The 19,893-nt window shown below is 74.4% G+C and carries 18 protein-coding genes; 10 read left to right on the top strand and 8 right to left on the bottom strand.

Annotated features, from left to right (window positions below):
• Positions 1-181: 181 nt before the first annotated feature.
• The 5 genes from OG702_RS34020 to OG702_RS34000 all read left to right on the top strand — a co-directional run bounded on the left by OG702_RS34020 (position 182) and on the right by OG702_RS34000 (position 6,895).
• The gene (locus tag OG702_RS34020; RefSeq protein ID WP_327292812.1) at positions 182-1,588 is read left to right on the top strand and encodes a GNAT family N-acetyltransferase; all 1,407 of its coding nucleotides are present in this window, start codon (positions 182-184) and stop codon (positions 1,586-1,588) included.
• A gap of 179 nt (positions 1,589-1,767) precedes the next feature.
• The gene (locus tag OG702_RS34015; protein ID WP_327292811.1) at positions 1,768-2,205 is read left to right on the top strand and encodes a hypothetical protein; all 438 of its coding nucleotides are present in this window, start codon (positions 1,768-1,770) and stop codon (positions 2,203-2,205) included.
• The gene (fxsT, locus tag OG702_RS34010; protein WP_327292810.1) at positions 2,202-4,502 is read left to right on the top strand and encodes an FxSxx-COOH system tetratricopeptide repeat protein; all 2,301 of its coding nucleotides are present in this window, start codon (positions 2,202-2,204) and stop codon (positions 4,500-4,502) included. Before OG702_RS34015 ends, fxsT begins: the two co-directional genes overlap by 4 nt.
• Positions 4,503-4,607: 105 nt before the next feature.
• A complete protein-coding gene (locus OG702_RS34005) occupies positions 4,608-6,296 on the top strand; it encodes a DUF885 domain-containing protein (RefSeq protein WP_327292809.1) in 1,689 nt (562 codons plus the stop codon).
• Positions 6,297-6,370: 74 nt separating this feature from the next.
• Positions 6,371-6,895, top strand: a complete 525-nt coding sequence (locus OG702_RS34000) for a GNAT family N-acetyltransferase (protein ID WP_327292808.1) — start codon at positions 6,371-6,373, stop codon at positions 6,893-6,895.
• Between the two features lie 82 nt (positions 6,896-6,977).
• Here the strand turns inward: OG702_RS34000 and OG702_RS33995 are convergent, their stop codons facing one another.
• Positions 6,978-7,481 carry a rhodanese-like domain-containing protein gene (locus OG702_RS33995; RefSeq protein ID WP_327292807.1) on the bottom strand — a complete coding sequence of 168 codons (504 nt, stop codon included), beginning with the start codon at positions 7,479-7,481 and terminating at the stop codon, positions 6,978-6,980.
• Between the two features lie 94 nt (positions 7,482-7,575).
• On the opposite strand from OG702_RS33995, the gene OG702_RS33990 reads away from it, so the two are divergent.
• Positions 7,576-8,022, top strand: coding sequence for an Lrp/AsnC family transcriptional regulator (locus OG702_RS33990; RefSeq protein ID WP_327292806.1), 447 nt, complete (start codon positions 7,576-7,578; stop codon positions 8,020-8,022).
• 31 nt (positions 8,023-8,053) lie between these two features.
• Here the strand turns inward: OG702_RS33990 and OG702_RS33985 are convergent, their stop codons facing one another.
• Together OG702_RS33985 and OG702_RS33980 are read right to left on the bottom strand one after the other, a co-directional pair.
• Complete coding sequence (locus OG702_RS33985; RefSeq protein ID WP_327292805.1) at positions 8,054-11,200, bottom strand: SMC family ATPase; 3,147 nt, start codon at positions 11,198-11,200, stop codon at positions 8,054-8,056.
• On the bottom strand, positions 11,200-12,360 hold the full coding sequence (locus OG702_RS33980) for an exonuclease SbcCD subunit D (RefSeq protein ID WP_327292804.1): 1,161 nt from the start codon (positions 12,358-12,360) through the stop codon (positions 11,200-11,202). The genes OG702_RS33985 and OG702_RS33980 overlap by 1 nt, the downstream gene beginning before the upstream one ends.
• Before the next feature lie 525 nt (positions 12,361-12,885).
• Between OG702_RS33980 and OG702_RS33975 the strand changes: the two genes are divergently transcribed.
• The gene (locus OG702_RS33975; protein ID WP_327292803.1) at positions 12,886-14,118 is read left to right on the top strand and encodes an enolase C-terminal domain-like protein; all 1,233 of its coding nucleotides are present in this window, start codon (positions 12,886-12,888) and stop codon (positions 14,116-14,118) included.
• Here OG702_RS33975 and OG702_RS33970 read toward each other — a convergent pair.
• Positions 14,103-14,729 carry a YigZ family protein gene (locus OG702_RS33970; RefSeq protein WP_327292802.1) on the bottom strand — a complete coding sequence of 209 codons (627 nt, stop codon included), beginning with the start codon at positions 14,727-14,729 and terminating at the stop codon, positions 14,103-14,105. The two genes, OG702_RS33975 and OG702_RS33970, sit on opposite strands and share 16 nt — an antisense overlap.
• A gap of 102 nt (positions 14,730-14,831) precedes the next feature.
• On the opposite strand from OG702_RS33970, the gene OG702_RS33965 reads away from it, so the two are divergent.
• The gene (locus tag OG702_RS33965) at positions 14,832-15,239 is read left to right on the top strand and encodes a CoA-binding protein (protein ID WP_327292801.1); all 408 of its coding nucleotides are present in this window, start codon (positions 14,832-14,834) and stop codon (positions 15,237-15,239) included.
• Between the two features lie 24 nt (positions 15,240-15,263).
• Here the strand turns inward: OG702_RS33965 and OG702_RS33960 are convergent, their stop codons facing one another.
• Both OG702_RS33960 and OG702_RS33955 read right to left on the bottom strand, forming a co-directional pair.
• Positions 15,264-15,794: a YbaK/EbsC family protein gene (locus tag OG702_RS33960; protein WP_327292800.1), complete on the bottom strand. Its 531-nt coding sequence runs from the start codon at positions 15,792-15,794 to the stop codon at positions 15,264-15,266.
• A gap of 44 nt (positions 15,795-15,838) precedes the next feature.
• Positions 15,839-16,642 carry an acyltransferase gene (locus tag OG702_RS33955; protein WP_442814671.1) on the bottom strand — a complete coding sequence of 268 codons (804 nt, stop codon included), beginning with the start codon at positions 16,640-16,642 and terminating at the stop codon, positions 15,839-15,841.
• A gap of 57 nt (positions 16,643-16,699) precedes the next feature.
• Between OG702_RS33955 and OG702_RS33950 the strand changes: the two genes are divergently transcribed.
• Positions 16,700-17,278: a gamma carbonic anhydrase family protein gene (locus tag OG702_RS33950; RefSeq protein WP_327292799.1), complete on the top strand. Its 579-nt coding sequence runs from the start codon at positions 16,700-16,702 to the stop codon at positions 17,276-17,278.
• A 90-nt stretch (positions 17,279-17,368) separates the two neighbouring features.
• Here OG702_RS33950 and OG702_RS33945 read toward each other — a convergent pair whose 3' ends face one another.
• Positions 17,369-18,028: a DedA family protein gene (locus OG702_RS33945; RefSeq protein WP_327292798.1), complete on the bottom strand. Its 660-nt coding sequence runs from the start codon at positions 18,026-18,028 to the stop codon at positions 17,369-17,371.
• A gap of 151 nt (positions 18,029-18,179) precedes the next feature.
• Complete coding sequence (locus OG702_RS33940) at positions 18,180-18,632, bottom strand: DUF4442 domain-containing protein (RefSeq protein ID WP_327292797.1); 453 nt, start codon at positions 18,630-18,632, stop codon at positions 18,180-18,182.
• 72 nt (positions 18,633-18,704) lie between these two features.
• Between OG702_RS33940 and OG702_RS33935 the strand changes: the two genes are divergently transcribed.
• Positions 18,705-19,856: a hypothetical protein gene (locus OG702_RS33935; protein ID WP_327292796.1), complete on the top strand. Its 1,152-nt coding sequence runs from the start codon at positions 18,705-18,707 to the stop codon at positions 19,854-19,856.
• The last annotated feature ends 37 nt before the right edge of the window (positions 19,857-19,893 follow it).

Here is a 19,893-nt window from a genome sequence, read left to right as displayed (position 1 = left end):
CGGGGGCCGTGGTTGACCATGGTCCCCGGCAGGTTGTGGCCGGCGGGCGCGATAATCGGTTTCGAACCTGCGGCGGACGGCAAAGAGGTTGAAAACGTAAGTTAACCGAGAAGATCCGCCCTTTACCGTCTGGTCACGGCATGTTCGTGATCACGCAACACGAGTTCGCCATTCTAGGCGTATGCCTCAAACGACTCCTGTGCCTCCTGTTCGGGCCGCAACCCGGCGCCGACACTGGGGCCGCGACCTCACCGAAGTGGCCGCGCTCTTCGCGGCGATGGCGACCGCCGACCTGATCGCCGATCTGGTCAACCACGGCCCGGACGGCGGGTTGTTGCTGATGACGTCGGCGGCGGCGCTGCTCGCCGCGGCCGGTGCGCACCTGTGGTGGACCCGGCGGCCGGGCCGCCCCGTGGCCGCCGCCGCCCCGGCCGAGCCCGCCGTCCAGGAGGCCGCCGCGCCGGAAGCCGCGCGAGAGGCCCCTTCGCATCAGGACCCGGAGCCGACGCTGTGGCGGCTGCGCACCACCGTGCAGGACGCCCCGGGCAGCCTCGGGGCGGTGTGCACCGCACTCGCCCGGAGCCGGGTGGACATCGTCACGCTGCAGACCCACCCGCTGGCCGAGGGCGCCGTCGACGAGTTCCTGCTGCGGGCACCGGCGGCGCTGCCGGCCGCGGCCCTGGTGCTGACCGTCGCCGACGCGGGCGGTACCGACACCTGGCTGGAGCGGGCCGACGCGCACGACCTGGTCGACACCCCGACCCGGATGCTCACCCTCGCCACCCGTACGGCCCTGGACGCCGCGGAACTGCCGCTGGCGCTGCGGCAGTTGTTCGGCCGCTGCACCATCAGGTCCACCCCGGCGCCGCCTGCCGCCGACCGGGGCGGCGAGCTGCCGCAGGACGCGCTGCTGCACACTGTGATGCGGCTGCGGGACCCGTCGGGCGGCACGATCACCGTGCAGCGCGACCACCTGCCCTTCACACCGACCGAGTTCGCCAGGGCCCGCGCCCTGGTGGAGCTCGACGCCAGGCTCGGGGTGCGGATGCCGGAGAGCCGCCACGTGGTGACGCTCCCCGAGGGCAACGAGCTGACCGTACGGAGGGCCGGCCCCGAGGACCGTGCGGCGGCGCTCGCGATGCACGAGCGCTGCTCCCCCGGCACGCTGGCGCTGCGCTACCACGGCCCAGCCGAGGACGCCGACCGCTACCTCGGCCACCTGCTCAGCCCGCGCTTCGGTCAGTCCCTGGCGGTGGAGACCGCATCGGGCCGGCTGGTGGCCCTGGGCCACCTGCTGTGGGACGGGGACGAGAACGAGGTCGCGCTGCTGGTCGAGGACGGCTGGCAGCGCCGCGGCATCGGCGCGGTGCTGCTGCGCAAGCTGGTCGAACTGGCGGCGGAGGCGGGGCGCGAGAGCGTCTACGCGGTGACCCGCGCGACGAACACCGGCATGGTCGCCGTGATGCGGGAGCTGGGCCTGCCGCTCGACTACCAGGTCGAGGACGGCACGCTCGTCATCACGGCGACCCTCCCGCGGACGCCCACCCCCTCCTCGTCGGCCCTTCCCTGGGTCGCGGGCCGCCGCTAGGACGCGTCCGACGCCCCGCATGGCCCCGGCGTCCGGCACTCACCGTCGGTCGTCGGCGCGGCGCCTCGCGCGGTCCGCCTTTGCCGGGCCCGCAGTGGGTTTCGGCGTTTTGTGCACGTGAGGTGTGGTGCCTTCCTAGGCTTGGCATCACCGGGGTGATGGCGTCAGGGGGGTTTGCGGTGGACACGGAGATCGTTCAGCTGGTGGAGCAGGCGGGACCGTATCTGACGGCCGCGGTCGGCGCCTACGGGGCGGCGGTGCTCGGCCGCGCCGAGGACGCGGCGACGTCGGCGGCGGCGGACGCGACCGCGAACGTGGGGCGGCGGCTGCTGCGTGCGGTGTGGCACCGGGGGGACGCGGCGGAGCAGGCCGCGCTGGCGACCGCGGTGCAGGAGGTCGCCGAGGAGTCCGGCGACGAGGACGCGGCGGCGGCGCTGCGGCAGCAGGTCAAGCGGGCCTTGCGGGATGACGCGGCCCTGCGGGCCGAGGTCGCCGCGCTGCTGGGCACGGCGGGCGGGGTGACGGTGAACGTGTCGGGGGCGCGGGCGATCGGCGCGCAGCACATCGGGATCGCGGTCTCGGGCGACAACGCCACGGTCCACCCGCCCCGGTCATGAGCGCGGCGGGTCCGGGAGAGCCGGTGCGGGTCGAGGCCTCCGGCGACCGGTCGATAGGCGCGGCCGGCTCGATCGCGGTGGCCGTCAGCGGGGACAACGCCCGGGTGGTGACGCTGCCCCAGGAGGCCGTGCACTGGGCGCGGGAGGTGCAGGTGCCTCCCGGGACCGGCAGCCTGCCGGGGGCCGCGTCGGGGCTGCTGGTCGGCCGGGAGGACGACCTGGCCCGGGTGCACCTCATGCTGGCCTCCGGCGCGGGCGCGGCGGGCGGCGTGGTGGTGACGCAGACCGGGGCGATCCACGGGCTGGGCGGGGTCGGCAAGTCCACGCTGGCGCTGCACTACGCGCACCGGTTCCGGGCGCGCTACGGCCTGGTGTGGTGGGTGACCGGGAGCTCGCCCGAGGCGATCGTGTCCGGGCTGGCGGCGCTGGCGATGCGGCTGTGCCCGCAGTGGGCCGGCACGGCGGCCGTCGACGAGCGGGCGGCCTGGGCGATCACCTGGCTCGGCTGGCACACCGGGTGGCTGCTGATCTTCGACAACGTCGAGGACCCGTCCCACCTGCACCCGTATCTGGGCTCGCTGACCGGCGGCCACGTCCTGGCCACCAGCCGCCGGGCCGTCGGGTGGCACCGGGTGGGTCCGGCGATGCCACTGGGCCTGCTGGCCCCGGACGCGGCCGCGGACCTGCTGTGCCGGCTGGCCTTCGACGGGCGGGCGGCGACAACCGCGGAACGGGAGCAGGCGGACGCGCTGGCCCGGGACCTGGGGTTCCTGCCACTGGCGCTGGAGCAGGCCGGCGCCTATGCGTACGAGACCGGCACGCCGCTGGAGGACTACCGGCGTTCGCTGGGGCTGATGCTGGGCGAGACGGCGGGCGAGATCGACTCCGAGCGCACCATCGCGCGGATCTGGGACCACACCCTGCACGCCGTCGAGGCCCGCGAACCGGTGGCGGTGGAACTGCTGTACGCGATGGCCTGGCTGGCCCCCGACGACATCCCCCGCACCCTCCTCGCCGCCCTCGCCCCGGATCCGCTCACCCTGGGCAGGGCGCTCGGGGCGCTGCACGCGTACAACATGATCTCCTTCACCCCCGACCAGGGCATCAGCGTCCACCGCCTGGTGCAGACCGTTCTGCGCGCCCGCAGCACCCGGCTCGGCCCGCCTCCCCAGGGCCGGCACGAGGCCGAGGAGGCCCTGGGCAAGGCGCTGCCGCCGGGGCAGGACGCCCGGCACACGGCCCAGTGGGAGCGCCTCATCCCGCACGTGCTGGCCGTCCTGGACTCGACCCCGCCGGACCACGTCACCTCGTCCGAGGCCGGCGACACCTTCTACGCCTGCGCGCAGCATCTGAGCCGCCAGGGTCGGGACGCCCAGTCGCTGCCGCTGCGCGACGCGATCCTCACCCAGCGGGAACAGGCGTTCGGCGACACCCACCCGGAAACCCTGTCGGCCCGGCACAACCTCGCTGTCGCCTACCGGGACGTGGGTGATCTGCGGCGGGCCATCGCCCTGTTCGAGACCACGCTCGCCCAGCAGGTGCAGGCGCAGGGCGACACCCACCTCCACACGCTGATCACCCGCAACCAGTTCGCCATCACCTACCGGGTGGCGGGCGAGCTGGACAAGGCCATCCCGCTGTTCGAGACCACCCTCGCCCAGCAGGTGCAGACGCTCGGCGACACCCACCCCACCACCCTGATCACCCGCAACCAGCTCGCCATCGCCCACCGGCTCGCGGGGGATCTGGAGAAGGCCGTCCCGCTGTTCGAGACCACCCTCGCCCAGGAGATCCAGGCACAGGGCGAGACGCACCCGGACACCCTGATCACCCGCGCCAACCTCGCCGGCGCCTACCGGGACGCGGGGCAGGTGGCGCGGGCGATCGCGCTGTTCGAGACCACCCTGGTCCAGCAGGTGCAGACGCTCGGCGACACCCACCCCGACATCCTGACCACCAGGAACAACCTGGCCGGTGCCTACGGGGACGCGGGGGAGGTGGACAGGGCCATCGCGTTGTTCGAAACCACCCTCGCCCAGCAGGTGCAGGTCCTCGGCGACACCCACCCCACCACCCTGATCACCCGCGCCAACCTCGCCTCCGCCTTCCGGCAGGCCGGGGATCTGAAGCGGGCGATCGCCCTTTTCGAGGCCACCCTCGCCCAGGAGGTGCGGGTCCTCGGCGAGACGCACCCCTCCACGGTGATCACCCGCGCCAACCTCGCCGCGGCCCGTGAGCGGGCCGCCAACGCCCGGCAGGGCATGACCGCCGGCCCGCCGCCGCTGCCGCCCGGCTGACCGCCGCCGCCCGGCTGACCGCCGCCGCCCGGCGACACGCCCGTGTCAGGCCCGAACGTCACAATGATGGTGACGCGGCACCCCGTCTCGTATGAGGATGGCGCCATGTCCAATCTCACCAGTTCCTCGCTCCCCCGCCAGGTCGCCGACGCCTACGTCGACGCCCTCGTCGAACTCGACCCGTTGCTCGGCACCTATCTCGGTGTGCCCGGCGCGGGCCGCCGGCTCCCCGACTTCTCGCCTGCCGGAGCCGACGCGCTCGCCGCGCTGGCCCGCGGCACCCTGGACCGGCTCACCGAGTCCGAGGCGGTGCCGGGGGCGGACAGCGACGCCGAGCGGCGCTGCGCGCGGCTGCTGCGCGAGCGGCTGACGGCCGAACTCGCGGTGCACGCGGCGGACGAGCACCTGCGGGCGGTGAGCAACATCAACTCCCCCGCGCACCACATCCGCGAGGGGTTCACGCTGATGGCGACCGAGACCGCCGAGGACTACGCGGACCTCGCCGCCCGGCTGCGGGCGGTGCCGGCCGCGCTGGCCGGCTACCGCGCCGCGCTGGCCGAGGGCCTGGCGCGCAAGCTGCCGGCCGGGCCGCGGCAGGTCGAGACGATGGTGCGGCAGCTCGGCGAGTGGAGCGGCGAGGACGGCTCGGGCAGCTGGTTCGTCGGCCTCGTCGCGGACGGTCCGCAGGAGCTGCGCGACGAGCTGGACGCGGCCGCGGCCGAGGCCACCGCCGCCTTCGTCGAGCTGCGCGACTGGCTGCGCGACACCTACGGCCCGGCCGTCGCGGGCGCGCCTGACACCGTCGGCCGCGAGCGGTACGCCACCTGGTCGCGGATGTGGAACGGCACCGACCTGGACCTGGACGAGGCGTACGCCTACGGCTGGTCCGAATACCACCGGCTGCGCGGTGAGATGGCCGGCGAGGCGGAGAAGATCCTGCCGGGCAAGGATCCCTGGGAGGTGCTCGCGCACCTCGACGAGCACGGGCAGGCCATCGAGGGCGTGGACGCGGTGCGGGACTGGCTGCAGGCCCTGATGGACGAGGCGATCGAGGCGCTCGACGGCACGCACTTCGACCTGGCCGACCGGGTCAAGAAGGTCGAGGCGCACATCGCGCCGCCCGGCGGCGCCGCGGCGCCGTACTACACCGCGCCATCCGAGGACTTCTCCCGGCCGGGCCGCACCTGGCTGCCGACGATGGGCCGCACCCGCTTCCCGGTCTTCGACCTGGTCTCGACCTGGTATCACGAGGGTGTGCCCGGGCATCACCTGCAGCTCGCCCAGTGGGCGCACGTGGCCGGCGACCTGTCCCGCTACCAGGCCAGCATCGGGCTGGTGAGCGCCAACGCCGAGGGCTGGGCGCTCTACGCCGAGCGACTGATGGACGAGCTGGGCTTCCTGTCCGACCCGGAGCGGCGGCTGGGCTATCTGGACGCGCAGATGATGCGGGCGGTGCGGGTGATCGTCGACATCGGCCTGCACGCCGGCCTGGCCATCCCCGCGGACTCCCCCTTCCACCCCGGTGAGCAGTGGACGCCGGAGCTGGCGCAGGAGTTCTTCGGCCGGCACAGCGGGCGCAAGCCGGAGTTCATCGAGAGCGAGATCATCCGCTATCTGGGCATGCCGGCCCAGGCGATCGGCTACAAGCTCGGCGAGCGTGCCTGGCTGGTCGGCCGGGAGGCCGCGCGTGCCGCACACGGCGACGCCTTCGACGCGAAGGCGTGGCACATGGCCGCGCTGTCGCAGGGCTCGCTCGGCCTGGACGACCTGGTCGCGGAGATCTCCGCGCTGTAGCCCGCGCCTCGCCGCGCCCGCCCGGGCGCGGCGCACCCCGTCCATCCCGTGACCCGACAAGGCGGTACGGCCAGATGACCCTGCACGCTTCCCTCGACGGCGGCCGGCTGGTCCTGACCCAGGGCCGGCTGACCCTGCGCGAGCAGCTGCCGCAGGATGCGGCGCAGTTGGCGGACGGCAAACCGGCCGGGCTGACGTGGATCGACGGGGTGCCGGGCGAGGGCACGATCGGGGCGGCCTCGATGACGGTCGCGGCAGCCGTGGCCGGGCTCTACCGGCCCGGCTGGGGCGTCTTCGCGATCCAGCGCACCATCGACGGCACCGCGCTGGGCGGCGCGGGCTTCCACGGGCCGCCGGACGGCGGGGCGGTAGAGATCGGCTACGACCTGTCCGTATCGGGCCGCGGTGCCGGCTGGGCCACGGAGGCGGCCCGCGCGCTGTGCCAGTGGGCCCTGGGCCAGCCGGAGGTCGACTTCGTCATGGCCACCACCGAGCCGGCGAACGCCGCGTCGCAGGCGGTGCTGGACCGTGTCGGCTTCCACCGGGTCGCCGACCGGGGCGAGCTGTGGGCGTACGAACTGCGCCGGCGGCCCGCCTGACCGCTGGAGCGCCGCCGGCGGTACGGGCGGGCGACGTATCCCACCTGCGTTGCCGCTGCGCCCGCCGGCCGCACGGGCGCGGTCAGCAGCCGCACGCGTCGGAGCCGAAGGGCGCGGTCAGGTCGTCCGGTTCGCGGCGCGCCGGGCCGGCGGCCGTCTCGTAGCCGAAGCCCTCGCGGATCCAGTATTCGATGCCGCCGAGCATCTCCTTGACCTGGTAGCCGAGCCCGGCGAGGGCGGCCGCCGCGCGTGCCGCGCCGTTGCAGCCGGGGCCCCAGCAGTGGACGACGACCGGGACCGCGGGGTCGAGGAAGGCGGTGCTCGCGGTGAGGCGGCCGGTGGGAAGGTGGACGGCACCCGGAATGTGGCCCTGTTCCCACGCCTCGGTGCTGCGGGTGTCCACCAGGACGAAGCCGGGGTCGCCGCCGGCGTCGAACGCGGCCGCGACATCGGAGACGTCGGTGTGGAAGGCGAGGCTCGCCGTGAAGTAGGCGGCGGCGTCGGCGGGCGTGGCGGGCGGCACCCGGAGGACCGCGTTGACGCTGGTCACGGCGGGCTCGCCGGCGACGAGGTGATCGGTTGTCATGGCCGAGAATCTACGGTCCGCGGCACCCACCGGGAAGTGGGATTCCCCGGGCTTCAACTTGATCGGCCGGGCTTTGCACTGGTAATCCTGCCAGATGACCGCTTATTCCCTGGACGCCACCGACTGGCGGCTGCTGGAAGCCCTGCAACGCGACGGCCGGGCCAGTTACGCGGAGCTGGCGCGTACGGTCGCGATGTCGCCGAGTGCCGTCACCGAGCGGGTGCGCCGGCTGGAGGAGGCCGGGGTGATCACCGGCTACTCGGCGGTCATCGACCACGAGCGCATCGGCCTGCCGATCCTGGCGATGGTCAGGCTGCGCTATCCGACCGGCAACTACAAGCCCTTCCACGACCTGCTGGCCGGCACGCCGGAGATCCTGGAGGCGCACCACGTCACCGGCGACGACTGCTTCGTGATGAAGGTGGCCGCGCGCTCGATGCGGCATCTGGAGGAGACCACCGGCCGGATCTCCGGGCTCGGCGCGGTGACCACCAGCATCGTCTACTCCTCGCCGCTGGAGCGCCGCCCGCTGGTGCTGTGAAGGGGGCCGGCCGGCGCTGCCGCCCCGGGGGTCAGCGCGTGCGCAGCCGTACGGTGGAGCCGTCCCGGCCCTTGGTGATGTGCAGTTGGGCGGGGATCCGGTCCCGCAGGTCGGCGACATGGCTGACGATGCCGACCGCCCGGTCGCGTTCGCGCAGCCCGTCGAGGACGTCAAGGACCTCGTCCAGGGTCTGCTCGTCCAGGCTGCCGAAGCCCTCGTCGATGAAGAGGGTGTCCAGGCGCATGCCGCCCGCCTCGTCGGTGACCACGTCGGCCAGGCCGAGGGCGAGGGCGAGCGAGGCGAAGAAGGTCTCGCCGCCGGACAGCGTCGAGGTGTCGCGCTCGGTGCCGGTCCAGGCGTCGACCACCATCAGGCCCAGCCCCGACTTCGTCCTGCCGCCGCCGCGGGCGTCGCTGTGCACGAGGGTGTAGCGGCCGCCCGACATGCGCTGCAGCCGCAGGCCGGCCGCCGCGGCGACCTGTTCCAGCCGGGCCGCCAGGACGTAGGTCTCCAGCTCCATGCGGTACTGGTTCTCGGCGGAGGTGGCCGAGGCCAGGTCGGACAGCCGGGCCACGCGGTCGTACGCGGCCCGGGCCGGGGCGAGTTCGCGGACGGCGGCGGTGGCCTCCGCGCCCAGCCGGTCGAGTTCGGCGCGGCGGGTGGCGGTGGCGGACTCCGCGGCGGAGGCCTGCCGCAGCCGCAGGTTGGCGGCGTCGAGCGCGGCCTGCGCGGCGGCCGGGTCCGCGGCGGGCAGCGCCGCGGCTGCCGCGGGTTGCGACGCGGCGAGGTCGGCATCGGCGGCCGCCTCCTCCTTGGCCCACGCCTGCACCTCCCGTTCGGCCTCCCACAGCCGGGCTGGCGGCAGCACGGCGGCCGACGCCTCGTCCGGGGAGCCGAAACCGGCGCGGCCGGCGGCGTCGGCGAGCGCCGACTCGGCGTCCGCGAGCCGTTGTTCGCTGTCGGTCCGCTCCCTGACCGCGTGTGCCGCGCGGTCCAGCAGGGCGATGGCGGCGGTCAGTTGCTCCCTGCGGGCGGCGACGCTGGGATGCCCGTCGCGCGCCATGGCCACTTCCTGGCTCAACCGCTCGTACTGCTCGTCCAGTTCCTCGCGGCGTGAGGTGCGGGCGGCGGCGCGGTGCAGCGCGTCCTGCTGCGCGGCGGTACGCCGGTCGCGTTCCTGCTCGGCGCGGTCGAGGTGGGTCCTGGCCTCGGCCACGTCGGCCGTCGCGCGGGCCGCGGCGCCGTACTCCGCCTCGACCACCGTAAGGGCGGCGGCGAGTTCGGCCTGCGGGGTGTCGCCTGCGGTGGCGGTGGCCGCGTCGAGTCCGGTGCGCAGCCGGGTGACCCTCTCGCGTGCGGTGTCGTGGCCGGCGGTCCGGCGCTGGAATTCGGCGGAGGCGGCCTCCTCGTCGGCGCGGGTGACCCGGTCGGCGGCGGGGCGGGCGGGCGCGGGGTGCACGGCGGACCCGCACACCCGGCAGGGCTCGCCGTCGGCCAGTCCGGCGGCCAACTCGGCCGCGATGCCGGAGATCCGGCTCTCCCTGAGGTCCTGCCACGCGTCCCGTGCGTCCGCAGCCCGGTCGCGCGCCTCCCTCGCGGTGTGCTCGGCGCGGGCCAACTCTCCTGCCAGCGCGTCCCGTTCCGCCGCCGCGGCACGCCGCCGCCGGACCTGCTCCAGCTCGCCCGCCAGCTGCCCGGCGCGCGCGGCGGCCGCCAGCGCGGTGTCGAGCCGCGCCTGCAGGCCGGCCCGGAGCCGTGGCCACTCGGCCAGCCAGCCCTCGGCGTCCCGTACGGCCTCCTCGTCGGTCCGCTCCTCGCGCTCCAGCCGCTCCCTGCGCGCGGCGACCTCGCGTACCCGCGCCTCGCCCTCGGCGGCCGCCACCAGGCCGCCGAGCACCTCCCGCAACTCCCCGGCCCGCCGCGCCAGCACCTCGACGCGCAGCCCGGTGCGCGCCTGGGTCGCGGCGTCGGCGACTGCCTGCGTCCGGCCCTTCGCGATGGCGGTGCCGCGCACCGGATCAGCGAGGTCCGCGCCGGCGTCGGGAACCGGGGCAGACCGGGCCCGGCCTGTCACGGTCGCCGGGTGGTGACCGGGGGTGCGGGCGGCAGGCACCGCGCCCCGCGCCGGCTCGCCGGCCGCGTCGAGGGCGGCCTGTGCGTGGCGCTCCAGGGTTCGCGCCTCGGCGTACTGCGAGGCGGCCTTGTCGCGGTGGGTGAGAGCCGGGTCGACCGTGGTGGCGCGCTGGGCGCGGGCCACGGCGGTACGGGCCGCGTCACGGGCGGGCTGCTGCCCGGCCAGCGCGGCGGAGCGCAGGACGGCCTGCCGGTGGCGCTCCTGGAGCGCGTACAGCTCGCGGGTGCGTTCTGCGGCAGCCGCCGCGACCGCGTGGGCCCGCTCGGCCTGGTCGAGGGCCGCGCGGGCGATGTCGTGCTGCTCGCGGGCGGTGCAGCGCAACACGGCAGCGTGCCCGAGGAATTCCGCTGCCTGGACGGGCTCGGCGTCCGTGCCGGTGTCGCCGGCCGCCTGCCGCATCCGGGCGGCGAGCCCGGCGAACTCCCGGTCGCCCTGGCCGAGTCGCTGGGCGGCGTCCTGCTTGCGGTCCCGCAGCCGGTGCTCGACCGCCTTGAAGCGGCGGGTGTCGAAGAGCCGGCCGAGCAGCGCGGCCCGCTCGGTCGCACCCGACCGCAGGAAGGTGGCGAACTCGCCCTGCGGCAGCAGCACCACCTGGCAGAACTGCTCGCAGCTCATCCCGACCAGCTGCCGGATCTCCTCGCCGATCTCCTGGTGGGACTTGGACATGGCGTGCCACTGCCCGTCGCGCTGCTCGCGCAGCAGCGTGACGGCCTTCTCGGTCGTCACCCCGCTGCCGCGTTTCTTGGCCCGCGGCTGCTCCGGACGCCGGGTGATCTCCAACCGACGTCCGGCGAGGGTGAGTTCGAGCAGCACCTCGGTCGGTGTGCCCGGTGCCGCGTGGTCACTGCGCAGCCGGGTGGCGGGCCGGGCGCCGGGGACCTGGCCGTAGAGGGCGAAGCAGACGGCGTCCAGGACGGAGGTCTTGCCGCCGCCGGTGGGGCCGTGCAGCAGGAAGAGGCCGGCGGTGGACAGCTCGTCGAAGTCGACGCTCTGCTCCGCGGCGAACGGGCCGAAGGCGGCGAGCCGCAGCCGGTGCAGCCGCATCAGTCGCGCTCCGCCGTGGCGGCGGTGGCGCGCACGCCGTCGAAGGCCTCGCGCAGCACCAGGCGCTCGCGCGGGTCGGGCGCGCTGCCGCGGACGTGGGCGACGAAGTCCTCGGCGATCTGCTGGTCGCTGCGCCCGGCGAGCCGGCGGGCGTAGGACGCGGCGGGGTCGTCCGCCCGGCCCTCGGGGTCGAAGCCGAGGCTGAGGATGTGCGGGAAGCGCGCGGCGAGCGCGGCCATCGGTTCGTAGGGGCGCACCGGATCGGTGAGGGTGGCCTCGACCCAGGCGTCGGCGTGCGGTTCGTGCGCCGGGTCGGCGAGCAGGTCGTCGAGCCGGCCGCGCAGCCGGGCGAGCGGGCGCGGCACGGGAGTGTCGAGGCGTTCCGCGGTGATCTCGCCGCGCGCGCCGAGGTCGACCAGCCACATGCTCTTGCGGTGGTGCTCCTCGGAGAAGGAGTAGGCCAGCGGTGAACCCGAGTAGCGGACGCGCTCGGTGACGGTCTGGCAGCCGTGCAGATGGCCCAGCGCGGTGTAGTCGAACCCGTCGAAGAGCGCGGCGGGCACCGACGCGACGCCGCCGGCGGTGATGTCGCGCTCGCTGTCGCAGGGCGCGGCGCCGGTGACGAAGGCGTGCGCCAGCACGACGGAGCGGGTGCCCGCGGGCCGGGCGGCCAGGTCGGCCCTGACCCGGTCGGCCGCGGCGCCGAGCACCGCGGTGTGGTCGGCACGCTCGGCGCCGACCGCCTCGCGGACCAGGGCGGGTTCGAGGTACGGCAGCCCGTAGACGGCTACGTCGCCGTGCGTGTCGCGCAGCATCACGGGCCGGTCGCAGGTCGCCGGGTCGGTGCGCAGGTGGATACCTGCCCGGCCCATCAGGCCCGCGCCGACACCGAGCCGGCGGGCCGAGTCGTGGTTGCCGGAGATCATCACCGCGGGCACGCCGAGGTCGGCCAGGGCGTGCAGCGCGCTGTCGTACAACTCGACCGCGGACAGCGGTGGTACGGCCCGGTCGTAGATGTCGCCGGCGACCAGCACGGCGTCGACGTGCTCGGTACGGACGGCGGCGACAAGGTGGTCGAGGAAGGCCCGCTGGGCGTCGAGCAGGCTCACCCGGTGGAAGGACCGGCCCAGATGCCAGTCCGATGTGTGCAGCAGTCTCACTCGGCCGCCCCGACGTGCACGCTCGTCCTCGCCGTTCCTCGATGTCCGCGGTGATCCGGATTCTAGGCGGTGACGGTACCGCTGCGGGCCGAACCCCCGCAGACGACCACCCCGAACCTTTCGTCGGAGGTATCGAAAAGTGTCGGGCTGGATCCGCGCCAACTCCGCGCATATTCCGGGCAATTCACCGGATTCAACGAAGCGCTCACCGCGCGGCGGTCCGATGTCCCGCCGTCGGCTTGCCGCTTCCCCCACACCCCTCAACGCGCGGAGCAACCAGGGGCGGCGGAGCGGATCCGGCCTGGCCATTGACCGGTTGGCAGGCGCGGCCTACAGTCTCTGAATATTCGCATTCATGACGAGCGTTCATATGTATGGTCAATGTGAGGCTTCCGTGCTCGACAGCGCACCCCTCTCCCCGGCGGTCACGCTCACCTCAGTAGATTCGGCTGATCTTCCGATACTTTCGGATCGAGCGGCCGGTGGCGAGCCGGACGGAGCGGTCGGCCGCGCGGAGGCCGCCCGGTGAGCGGCCGGATCCGGGTCACGGGCGCCGACATCACCCCGGTGGCCTTCCACGACCTGTCGCTGCCGCACGGGGCCGGCCCGCACCCGCCGTACGCCCTGCGGGCGATCGTCGAGGTCCACACCGACCAGGGCGTCACCGGCCTCGGCGAGACCCACGCCGACCAGGAGCAGCTGACGCGGCTGCGGGCGGCCGTCGGGACGATAACCGGCATGGACGTCCACACGCTCGGCGGGATGCACCGCAGGATCGCCGAGGCACTGCACGGTGACACCGTCGCCGGCGCGCACGGACTGGCCGCGACCATCACCAGCAGCGCCGCCGACCGGGTCTTCGCGCCGCTCGAGGTGGCCTGCCTCGACATCCAGGGCAAGGCGGCGGGGCTGCCGGTCAGCGACCTGCTCGGCGGCGCGGTGCGCGAGAGCGTGCCCTTCGGCGCGCACCTGTTCTACCGGCGGGCCGGCGGCCCCGGCGGCGAGCCCGACCCGTGGGGCGAGGCGCTCGACCCGGACGGCATCGTGGCGCAGGCGCGGCGGATGGCCGAGGAGCACGGCTTCGGCGCGATCACCCTCAGGGGCGGGGTGATGCCACCCGAGGAGGAGATCGAAGCGGTACGGGCGCTGCACAAGGCCTTCCCGGGCGTTCCGCTCCGGCTGGACCCCGGCGCGGCCTGGACCGTGCCGACTTCGGTAAGGGTCGCCGGCGAACTCGACGGCGTCCTGGACTACCTGGAGGACCCGACTCCCGGCCAGCAGGCCATGGCGGAGGTGGCCCGACGCTCGCCGGTGCCGCTGGCCACCAGCAGGTGCGTGACCGCCTTCGACGAGCTGTCCTCCGCGGTGGCCCGCGAGGCGGTACAGGCCGTGCTCGCCGACCACCACCGCTGGGGCGGCCTGCAGCGCTCCCTGCTGCTGGCCGGCATCTGCCGCACCTTCGGCCTCGGCCACTCCCTGCGGTCCGGATCCCACCTGGGCGTCAGCCTGGCCGCGACGACCCACCTGGCGGCCGCCACCCCGAACCTGACCTACGCCTGCGGCACCCGCAGGCCGTGGACGCCGGAGGAGGTCGTCGTCCCCGGCGCACTGGAGTTCACTGACGGGGCGGTAGGGGTGCCGACGGCGCCGGGGCTGGGCGTCGAGCTGGACCGGGACGCGCTGGGCCGGCTGCATGAGCGGTACCGGCGCCGCGCACCGCGCGGGCAGCAGCAGCCCGCGCCTCACACGTCCACGTAGGCGCTGCCCGCCGTCTCGCAGGACGCCGCGCCCGAGGTCACGTCGGCCAGCCAGGATCTGAAGGCGGGCACCTCGCCCTCCGGGACGCCGAGGGCGAGGGTCACTGCGGCGCCGTAACCGACCTCGCGCAGGGTGTGGCCCGCGGAGCGCAGGTCGTTCTCCAGCCGGCCGGCGTGCGCATGGCCGACGGTGACGGTCAGCAGGGTCAGCCGGCGCCGCTCGACCGTGCCGATCTCGTCCAGCGCCGCCGACACCGCACCCCCGTAGGCGCGGGCCAGGCCGCCCGCGCCGAGCTGGACGCCGCCGTAGTAGCGGGTGACGACGGCCACGGTGTCGCGGACCTCCCGGGCGAGCAGCACCTGCAGCATCGGGGTGCCCGCGGTGCCGCCGGGTTCGCCGTCGTCGCTCGCCCGGTGCAGCCGCCCGTCGGGGCCGATCACGTAGGCGAAGCAGTTGTGCGACGCGGTGGGGTGGGCCCGGCGTACGTCACGGATGACGGCCTGCGCGGCCGCCTCGTCGGGGGCGGGGGCGAGGGAGCACAGGAAACGGGAGCGCTTGATCTCGCTCTCGTGGACGCCGACCCGCGCCACCGCCAGATACCGGTCGATCATCGCTCCAGCCTAGGCCGTGTCCGACAGATCCCGCCTGGCCCGGGGAATGCCGGCGGGCGTCCGCCGGTTCGAAGGGGACAGGACGAGAGTGCGGAGGACGGCGTGTACGGCGACGCGGCGGAAGTACGGAAGATCCTGCTGGAGACGGGCGACACCTGGGCGGTGGTCGGCCTGTCCAACAACACCTCGCGGGCGGCGTACGGCGTCGCCGCGGTGCTGCAGCGGTTCGGCAAGCGGGTCGTGCCGGTCCACCCGAAAGCGGAGCCGGTGCACGGCGAGCAGGGCTACGCCTCGCTGGCCGACATCCCCTTCCCGGTGGACGTGGTGGACGTCTTCGTCAACTCCGCCCTCGCCGGCCAGGTCGCCGACGACGCGGTGGCGGCCGGCGCGAAGGCGGTGTGGTTCCAGCTCGGCGTGGTCGACGAGGCGGCGTACGAGCGGACCAGGGACGCCGGGCTCGACATGGTCATGGACCGCTGCCCCGCGATCGAGATCCCGCAGCTGGACTGACGCGCCAGGTGTACGCCGGCCGGCTCAGACGCCGAGGCCGTCGAGGACCACCGCGCCCGGCAGCCCGGCGAGGTCCTTGCCCGGCACGATGAGCTTGCCGCGGCGTGCCCCGCTGCCGATCAGCACCCATGAGGTGTCGGCCACCGCCGCGTCGATCAGCAGCGGCCAGTCCGCGGGCAGGCCGACCGGGGTGATGCCGCCGTACTCCATGCCGGTGCCGCCGACCGCGGTGTCCATCGAGGCGAAGGACGCCTTGCGGGCGCCGAGGTGGCGGCGGACCGCGCCGTTGACGTCGACGCGGGCGGTGGACAGCACCAGGCAGGCGGCGAGGGTGACATCTCCGCCGCGCTTGCCGGCCACCACCACGCAGTTGGCGGACTGCCGCAGCAGTTCCTCGCCGTAGGTCGCCACGAAGGCGGCGGTGTCGGCCTTCGCAGGGTCGGTGTCCACATGGATCATCCCGGCGCTGACGGCTGCCGCCACCGGTGGCGGCAGCAGGTCACGGCGCTCGGTGGCGGGCAGGGCGTCGTCGAAGGGTCCGATCGGGGCGCGCATACAGGGGAATCTAACAAACCGCAGCGGCACCCGCGTGCCGCCCCTCAGGCCTGCTGTTCCAACTCCCCGGTGTCCAGCAGCTGTTCGGGGGCGGCCTCGGCCGGGAAGGGGACCGGCGCCGGAGTGCGCAGCGGCGGCTGCCAGTTGGCGGTGCGCTCGTCCCAGCGCCGGACGATCCGGGCCGGTGCGCCGGCCACCACCGCGAAGTCCGGCACCTCGCCGCGGACCACGGCACCCGCCGCGACCACCACGTTCCTGCCGAGCCTGGCGCCGGGCAGGATCACGCAGCCGGCCCCGAGCCAGCTGCCCGCGCCGATCTCGACCGGGGCGGTCCGCGGCCACTGCTCGCCGATGGGTCGCCCGATGTCGTCGTAGGAGTGGTTGATGCTGGTCAGATACACGTACGGGCCGCAGTAGACCTTCTCGCCGAGGGTGATGGGGGCGAGCGCCACCACGTGGCTGCCGCGGCCGAGCACCACCCCGTCGCCGAGCCGCAGCACCGGGTCAGGGCCGAAGCCGCTGCCGGCGTCACCGTCCGGGAGGGCGTCGGTGGGCATCAGGCCGACGGTGAGGGTGACCTGCTCGCCGATGATGCAGTAGTCGCCCAGCTGGATCCAGCGCTCGCCGAAGACGGTGCCCAGCGGGTGGGCGAGCCGGGTGCCGGGGCCGATCCGGCCGAAGTGCAGCAGTCCTGGCCGCTCCGCGGTGACCGCGCCGGCGTTCTGCGCCCAGCGCCGGGCCCGGTGCACCAGCCGTGAGGCTGCCCGCCGCCGCCAGGCCGCGGCGGCGGTCGCGGCCGAGGTCACAGCCGCGGTCGCGGAAAGGAACACGTTCTCATTCCTGGGCACGGATTCACCGTATACGGTGCCGGAGGACAGCGGCGGACCGGCATGGAGGCGTGTGCGATGACAGACCGGACGAGTGAGCCGGCCGACCCGCCGCGCACGGCGGCGGGCGCGCTGGTCGCCGGCATCCTCGGCGTACGCCCGGAGATCGACCCGGCCGCCTACGTGGCACCCACGTCGGTGGTGCTGGGCCGGGTGACGCTCCGTGCCGGAGCGAGCACCTGGTACCACGCGGTGCTGCGCGGCGACTGCGAGTCGATCTCCGTCGGGGCGGGCTCCAACATCCAGGACAACTGCTCGGTGCACGCCGATCCCGGCTTCCCGGTGGTCGTCGGCGAGGGCGTCTCGGTCGGGCACAACGCGGTGCTGCACGGCTGTGTGATCGAGGACGGGGTGCTGGTCGGGATGGGCGCGACCGTGCTGAACGGTGCCCGGATCGGCGCCGGTTCGCTGGTCGCCGCGCAGGCGCTGGTGCCGCAGGGGATGCAGGTGCCGGCCGGTTCGCTGGTCGCCGGTGTCCCGGCCCGGGTGCGGCGGGAGCTGACCGAGGAGGAGCGGGCGGTGGTCCGGCTCAACGCCGAGCACTACGTGGCGCTGGCGGCGGCGCACCGGGACGCGGTCGGCGACGGGCGGGGCTGAGGGCCCGGCGGAGGCCCGTACGCAGCGTCCGGTGGAGGCCCGGGGGGTGGGCCCAGGGGCGGGAGTGTGGCCCGGGTCACTCGGACCAGGTCACTCGCCGGGCTGCGCGGCCGCCACTTCGATCTCCTCGGCGGGCGCTTCCAGCTCGGCCTGCACCCTGGCGGCGCGGCGCCTGACGAGGACCAGCGAGCCGATGCCGAAGAGCACGGCGATGCCGAGCCCGACGTAGCCGAACCGCTTGAGCCACGGCTCGGCGACCTGGCCGACGTAGTAGATGACGGCGGTGATGCCGCCGGCCCAGACGATGCCGCCCAGCGCGTTGGCGACGAGGAACCTGCCATAGGGCATCTTCAGCACGCCGGCCAGCGGCCCGGCGAAGATCCGCAGCAGGGCCACGAAGCGGCCGAAGAAGACCGCCCACATGCCCCAGCGCTGGAAGGAGCGCTCGGCGGTGGCGACATGGCCGGGTGAGAAGTGCGAGGGGAATCTCTTGCCGAGCTTGTCCAGCAGGGGCTTGCCGCCCTTGTGACCGATGGCATATCCGATGGAGTCGCCGCCGATCGCGCCGATGATCGCGCTCGCCGCGACCAGCCACGGGTTGGCGTGGCCCTGCGAGGACATGAGGGCGGCGGTCATCAGCACGATCTCGCCGGGCAGCGGGATCCCCAGGCTCTCCAGGCCGACCACCACGCCCACCATCAGGTAAACAGCGACCGGTGGGACGTCGTTGAGCCAGTCCTGGACGTGCACGGCCGGTCCCTCCCCACGACAACGCTCTGACGGTGCGCGCGTGGCGCACTTCCAGGAAGACTAACCGACGGGCTGCGCAAAGCATTCCGGGCACGGCGGCCGCTCAGGACGGGCGGCGGCCGGGGTGCGGTTGCCCGGCACGGCCTCTTCGTCAGCTGTTGGGGCGCAGCGTCCAGATGATCGTCATGTGGGAGGTCTCGGCGCCGTCGGCCCGCTGCACGGACACCTCGACGGGGAACTCGGGGCGGGTACCAGCGTCGAGTTCCGCGACGACCTCGGCGGCCGGGCGGCCGAGCACGGCGGTGGCCGTGAGCGGACCCCTCGCCAGCTTCGTCCAGCCGATCTCGGCGCGCACCGGCAGCGGTACGGCCCTGCCGAGCTGGTCGCCGAACGCCGCGAGCACGACGGCGCCGCTGGCGGACTCGGCGAGGGTGAACATCGCGCCTGCGTGCGGTCCTGCGACGTGGTTGTGGTAGTCGGGGTCGTCGGGCAGCGCGAGCATCGCGCGCTCCGGGGTGGTCTCCAGATATTCCAGCCGAAGGGTGCGGACCATCGGCACGGTGGCCGTCAGGAGTTCGCCGATCGAGGGCAAGGTGTCGGACATGCCCGCATGTTACCAGCCAGTAGGACGATCTGGCGTGGAACCCGTGGCCCTGCTCCCCTAGTGTTTCCAGCCATGTGGCCAGGAGAGCAGCAGCCGGGGGGACAATCCGGCGGACAGCAGAACCCATCGGGCAATCCCCCTCAGCAACCGCAGTCACCGTACGGGCCGCCGCCCAACCCGTACGCCCAGCCCGGCTATCAGCAGCCGGCCCAGCCCCAGCCCGGGCAGCAGCCTCCGGCCCAGCCGTACGGGACTGCGCCGGGCCCGCAGCCGTACGGGACGCCGTCGCCCTACGCGCAGCCCGGCTACCTGCCGCCCACGCAGCCGCCCGGCGGCTATCCCACCCCGCAGGCCTGGGGTCCGCCGGCGCCAGGCGGCCCCGACGGCCGCCCGCCCCGCGGCCGCGGCCGCGGCAAGGCGACCGTCTGGGTCGCGGTCGGCGTGGCTCTCGCGGTGGTGGCCGCCGCGGTGGTCACGGTGGCCGTGGTCTCCGGCGGCGGCAAGAAGAACGACGCTCAGGACCACACCACGCCGCCTGCCACCGTGACCACGAGCGCGCCCGCACCGGCGCCGACCGGCACCCTGGAGCCCGGGGCCACCGGCGGTGACGACGGGGCGCGCGGCCCGGCCGGGTCGACCGACGTCTCGCCGGTCATCCCCGGCTGGCAGGCGGTCAAGCGCCAGGAGCGCAACTCGGTCTTCGACGTGCCGCCCGACTGGACCGTGGACAGCGAGAGCATGAGCATCGGCTACGGGGACGAGTCCGGCAAGCCGCAGGTCGCGGTGGGCGCCCCCGCGTACTTCAAGAAGGACGTCTGCACCGACGGCAAGAACAGCGTCTCCAGCGCGAGCGCCGGCACCAAGGGCGGAGCCGGGGCGTCGAGCCTGCAGGCAGCGGCCGAGAACGAGGCCAGGGCCTGGGCGAAGTGGGCCTTCCAGGAAAAGGGCAAGGGCACCGTCTCCAAGGCCCTGAACAGCAAGGCGTTCCACAACTCCTACGGGATCACCGGCTGGCAGGCGCAGGCCACCACCACCGCGGTGCCCAAGGCCGACAAGTGCTCCTCGAACGGCATCGCGTACACCGTCGCCTGGCTCGACCCGTCCCAACCCGACAAGCCCACCCCCGTGGTGTGGGTGCTGTGGGCGCGGCAGGGCGTGCCCGACCAGATCGCGCAGTCCGTGGTCGACAAGATCAAGAGTTCCATCCGGCCGATGAAGAAGTGAGCGGGTCGGCCGGGGAAGAGCTGAGCGGGAGGCAGCG

It is taken from the genome of Streptomyces sp. NBC_01198 (assembly GCF_036010485.1).
Classification (GTDB): domain Bacteria; phylum Actinomycetota; class Actinomycetes; order Streptomycetales; family Streptomycetaceae; genus Actinacidiphila.
The sequence above is the reverse complement of the archived record's forward strand: the minus strand, read 5'-3'. Positions and strand labels throughout refer to the sequence as shown.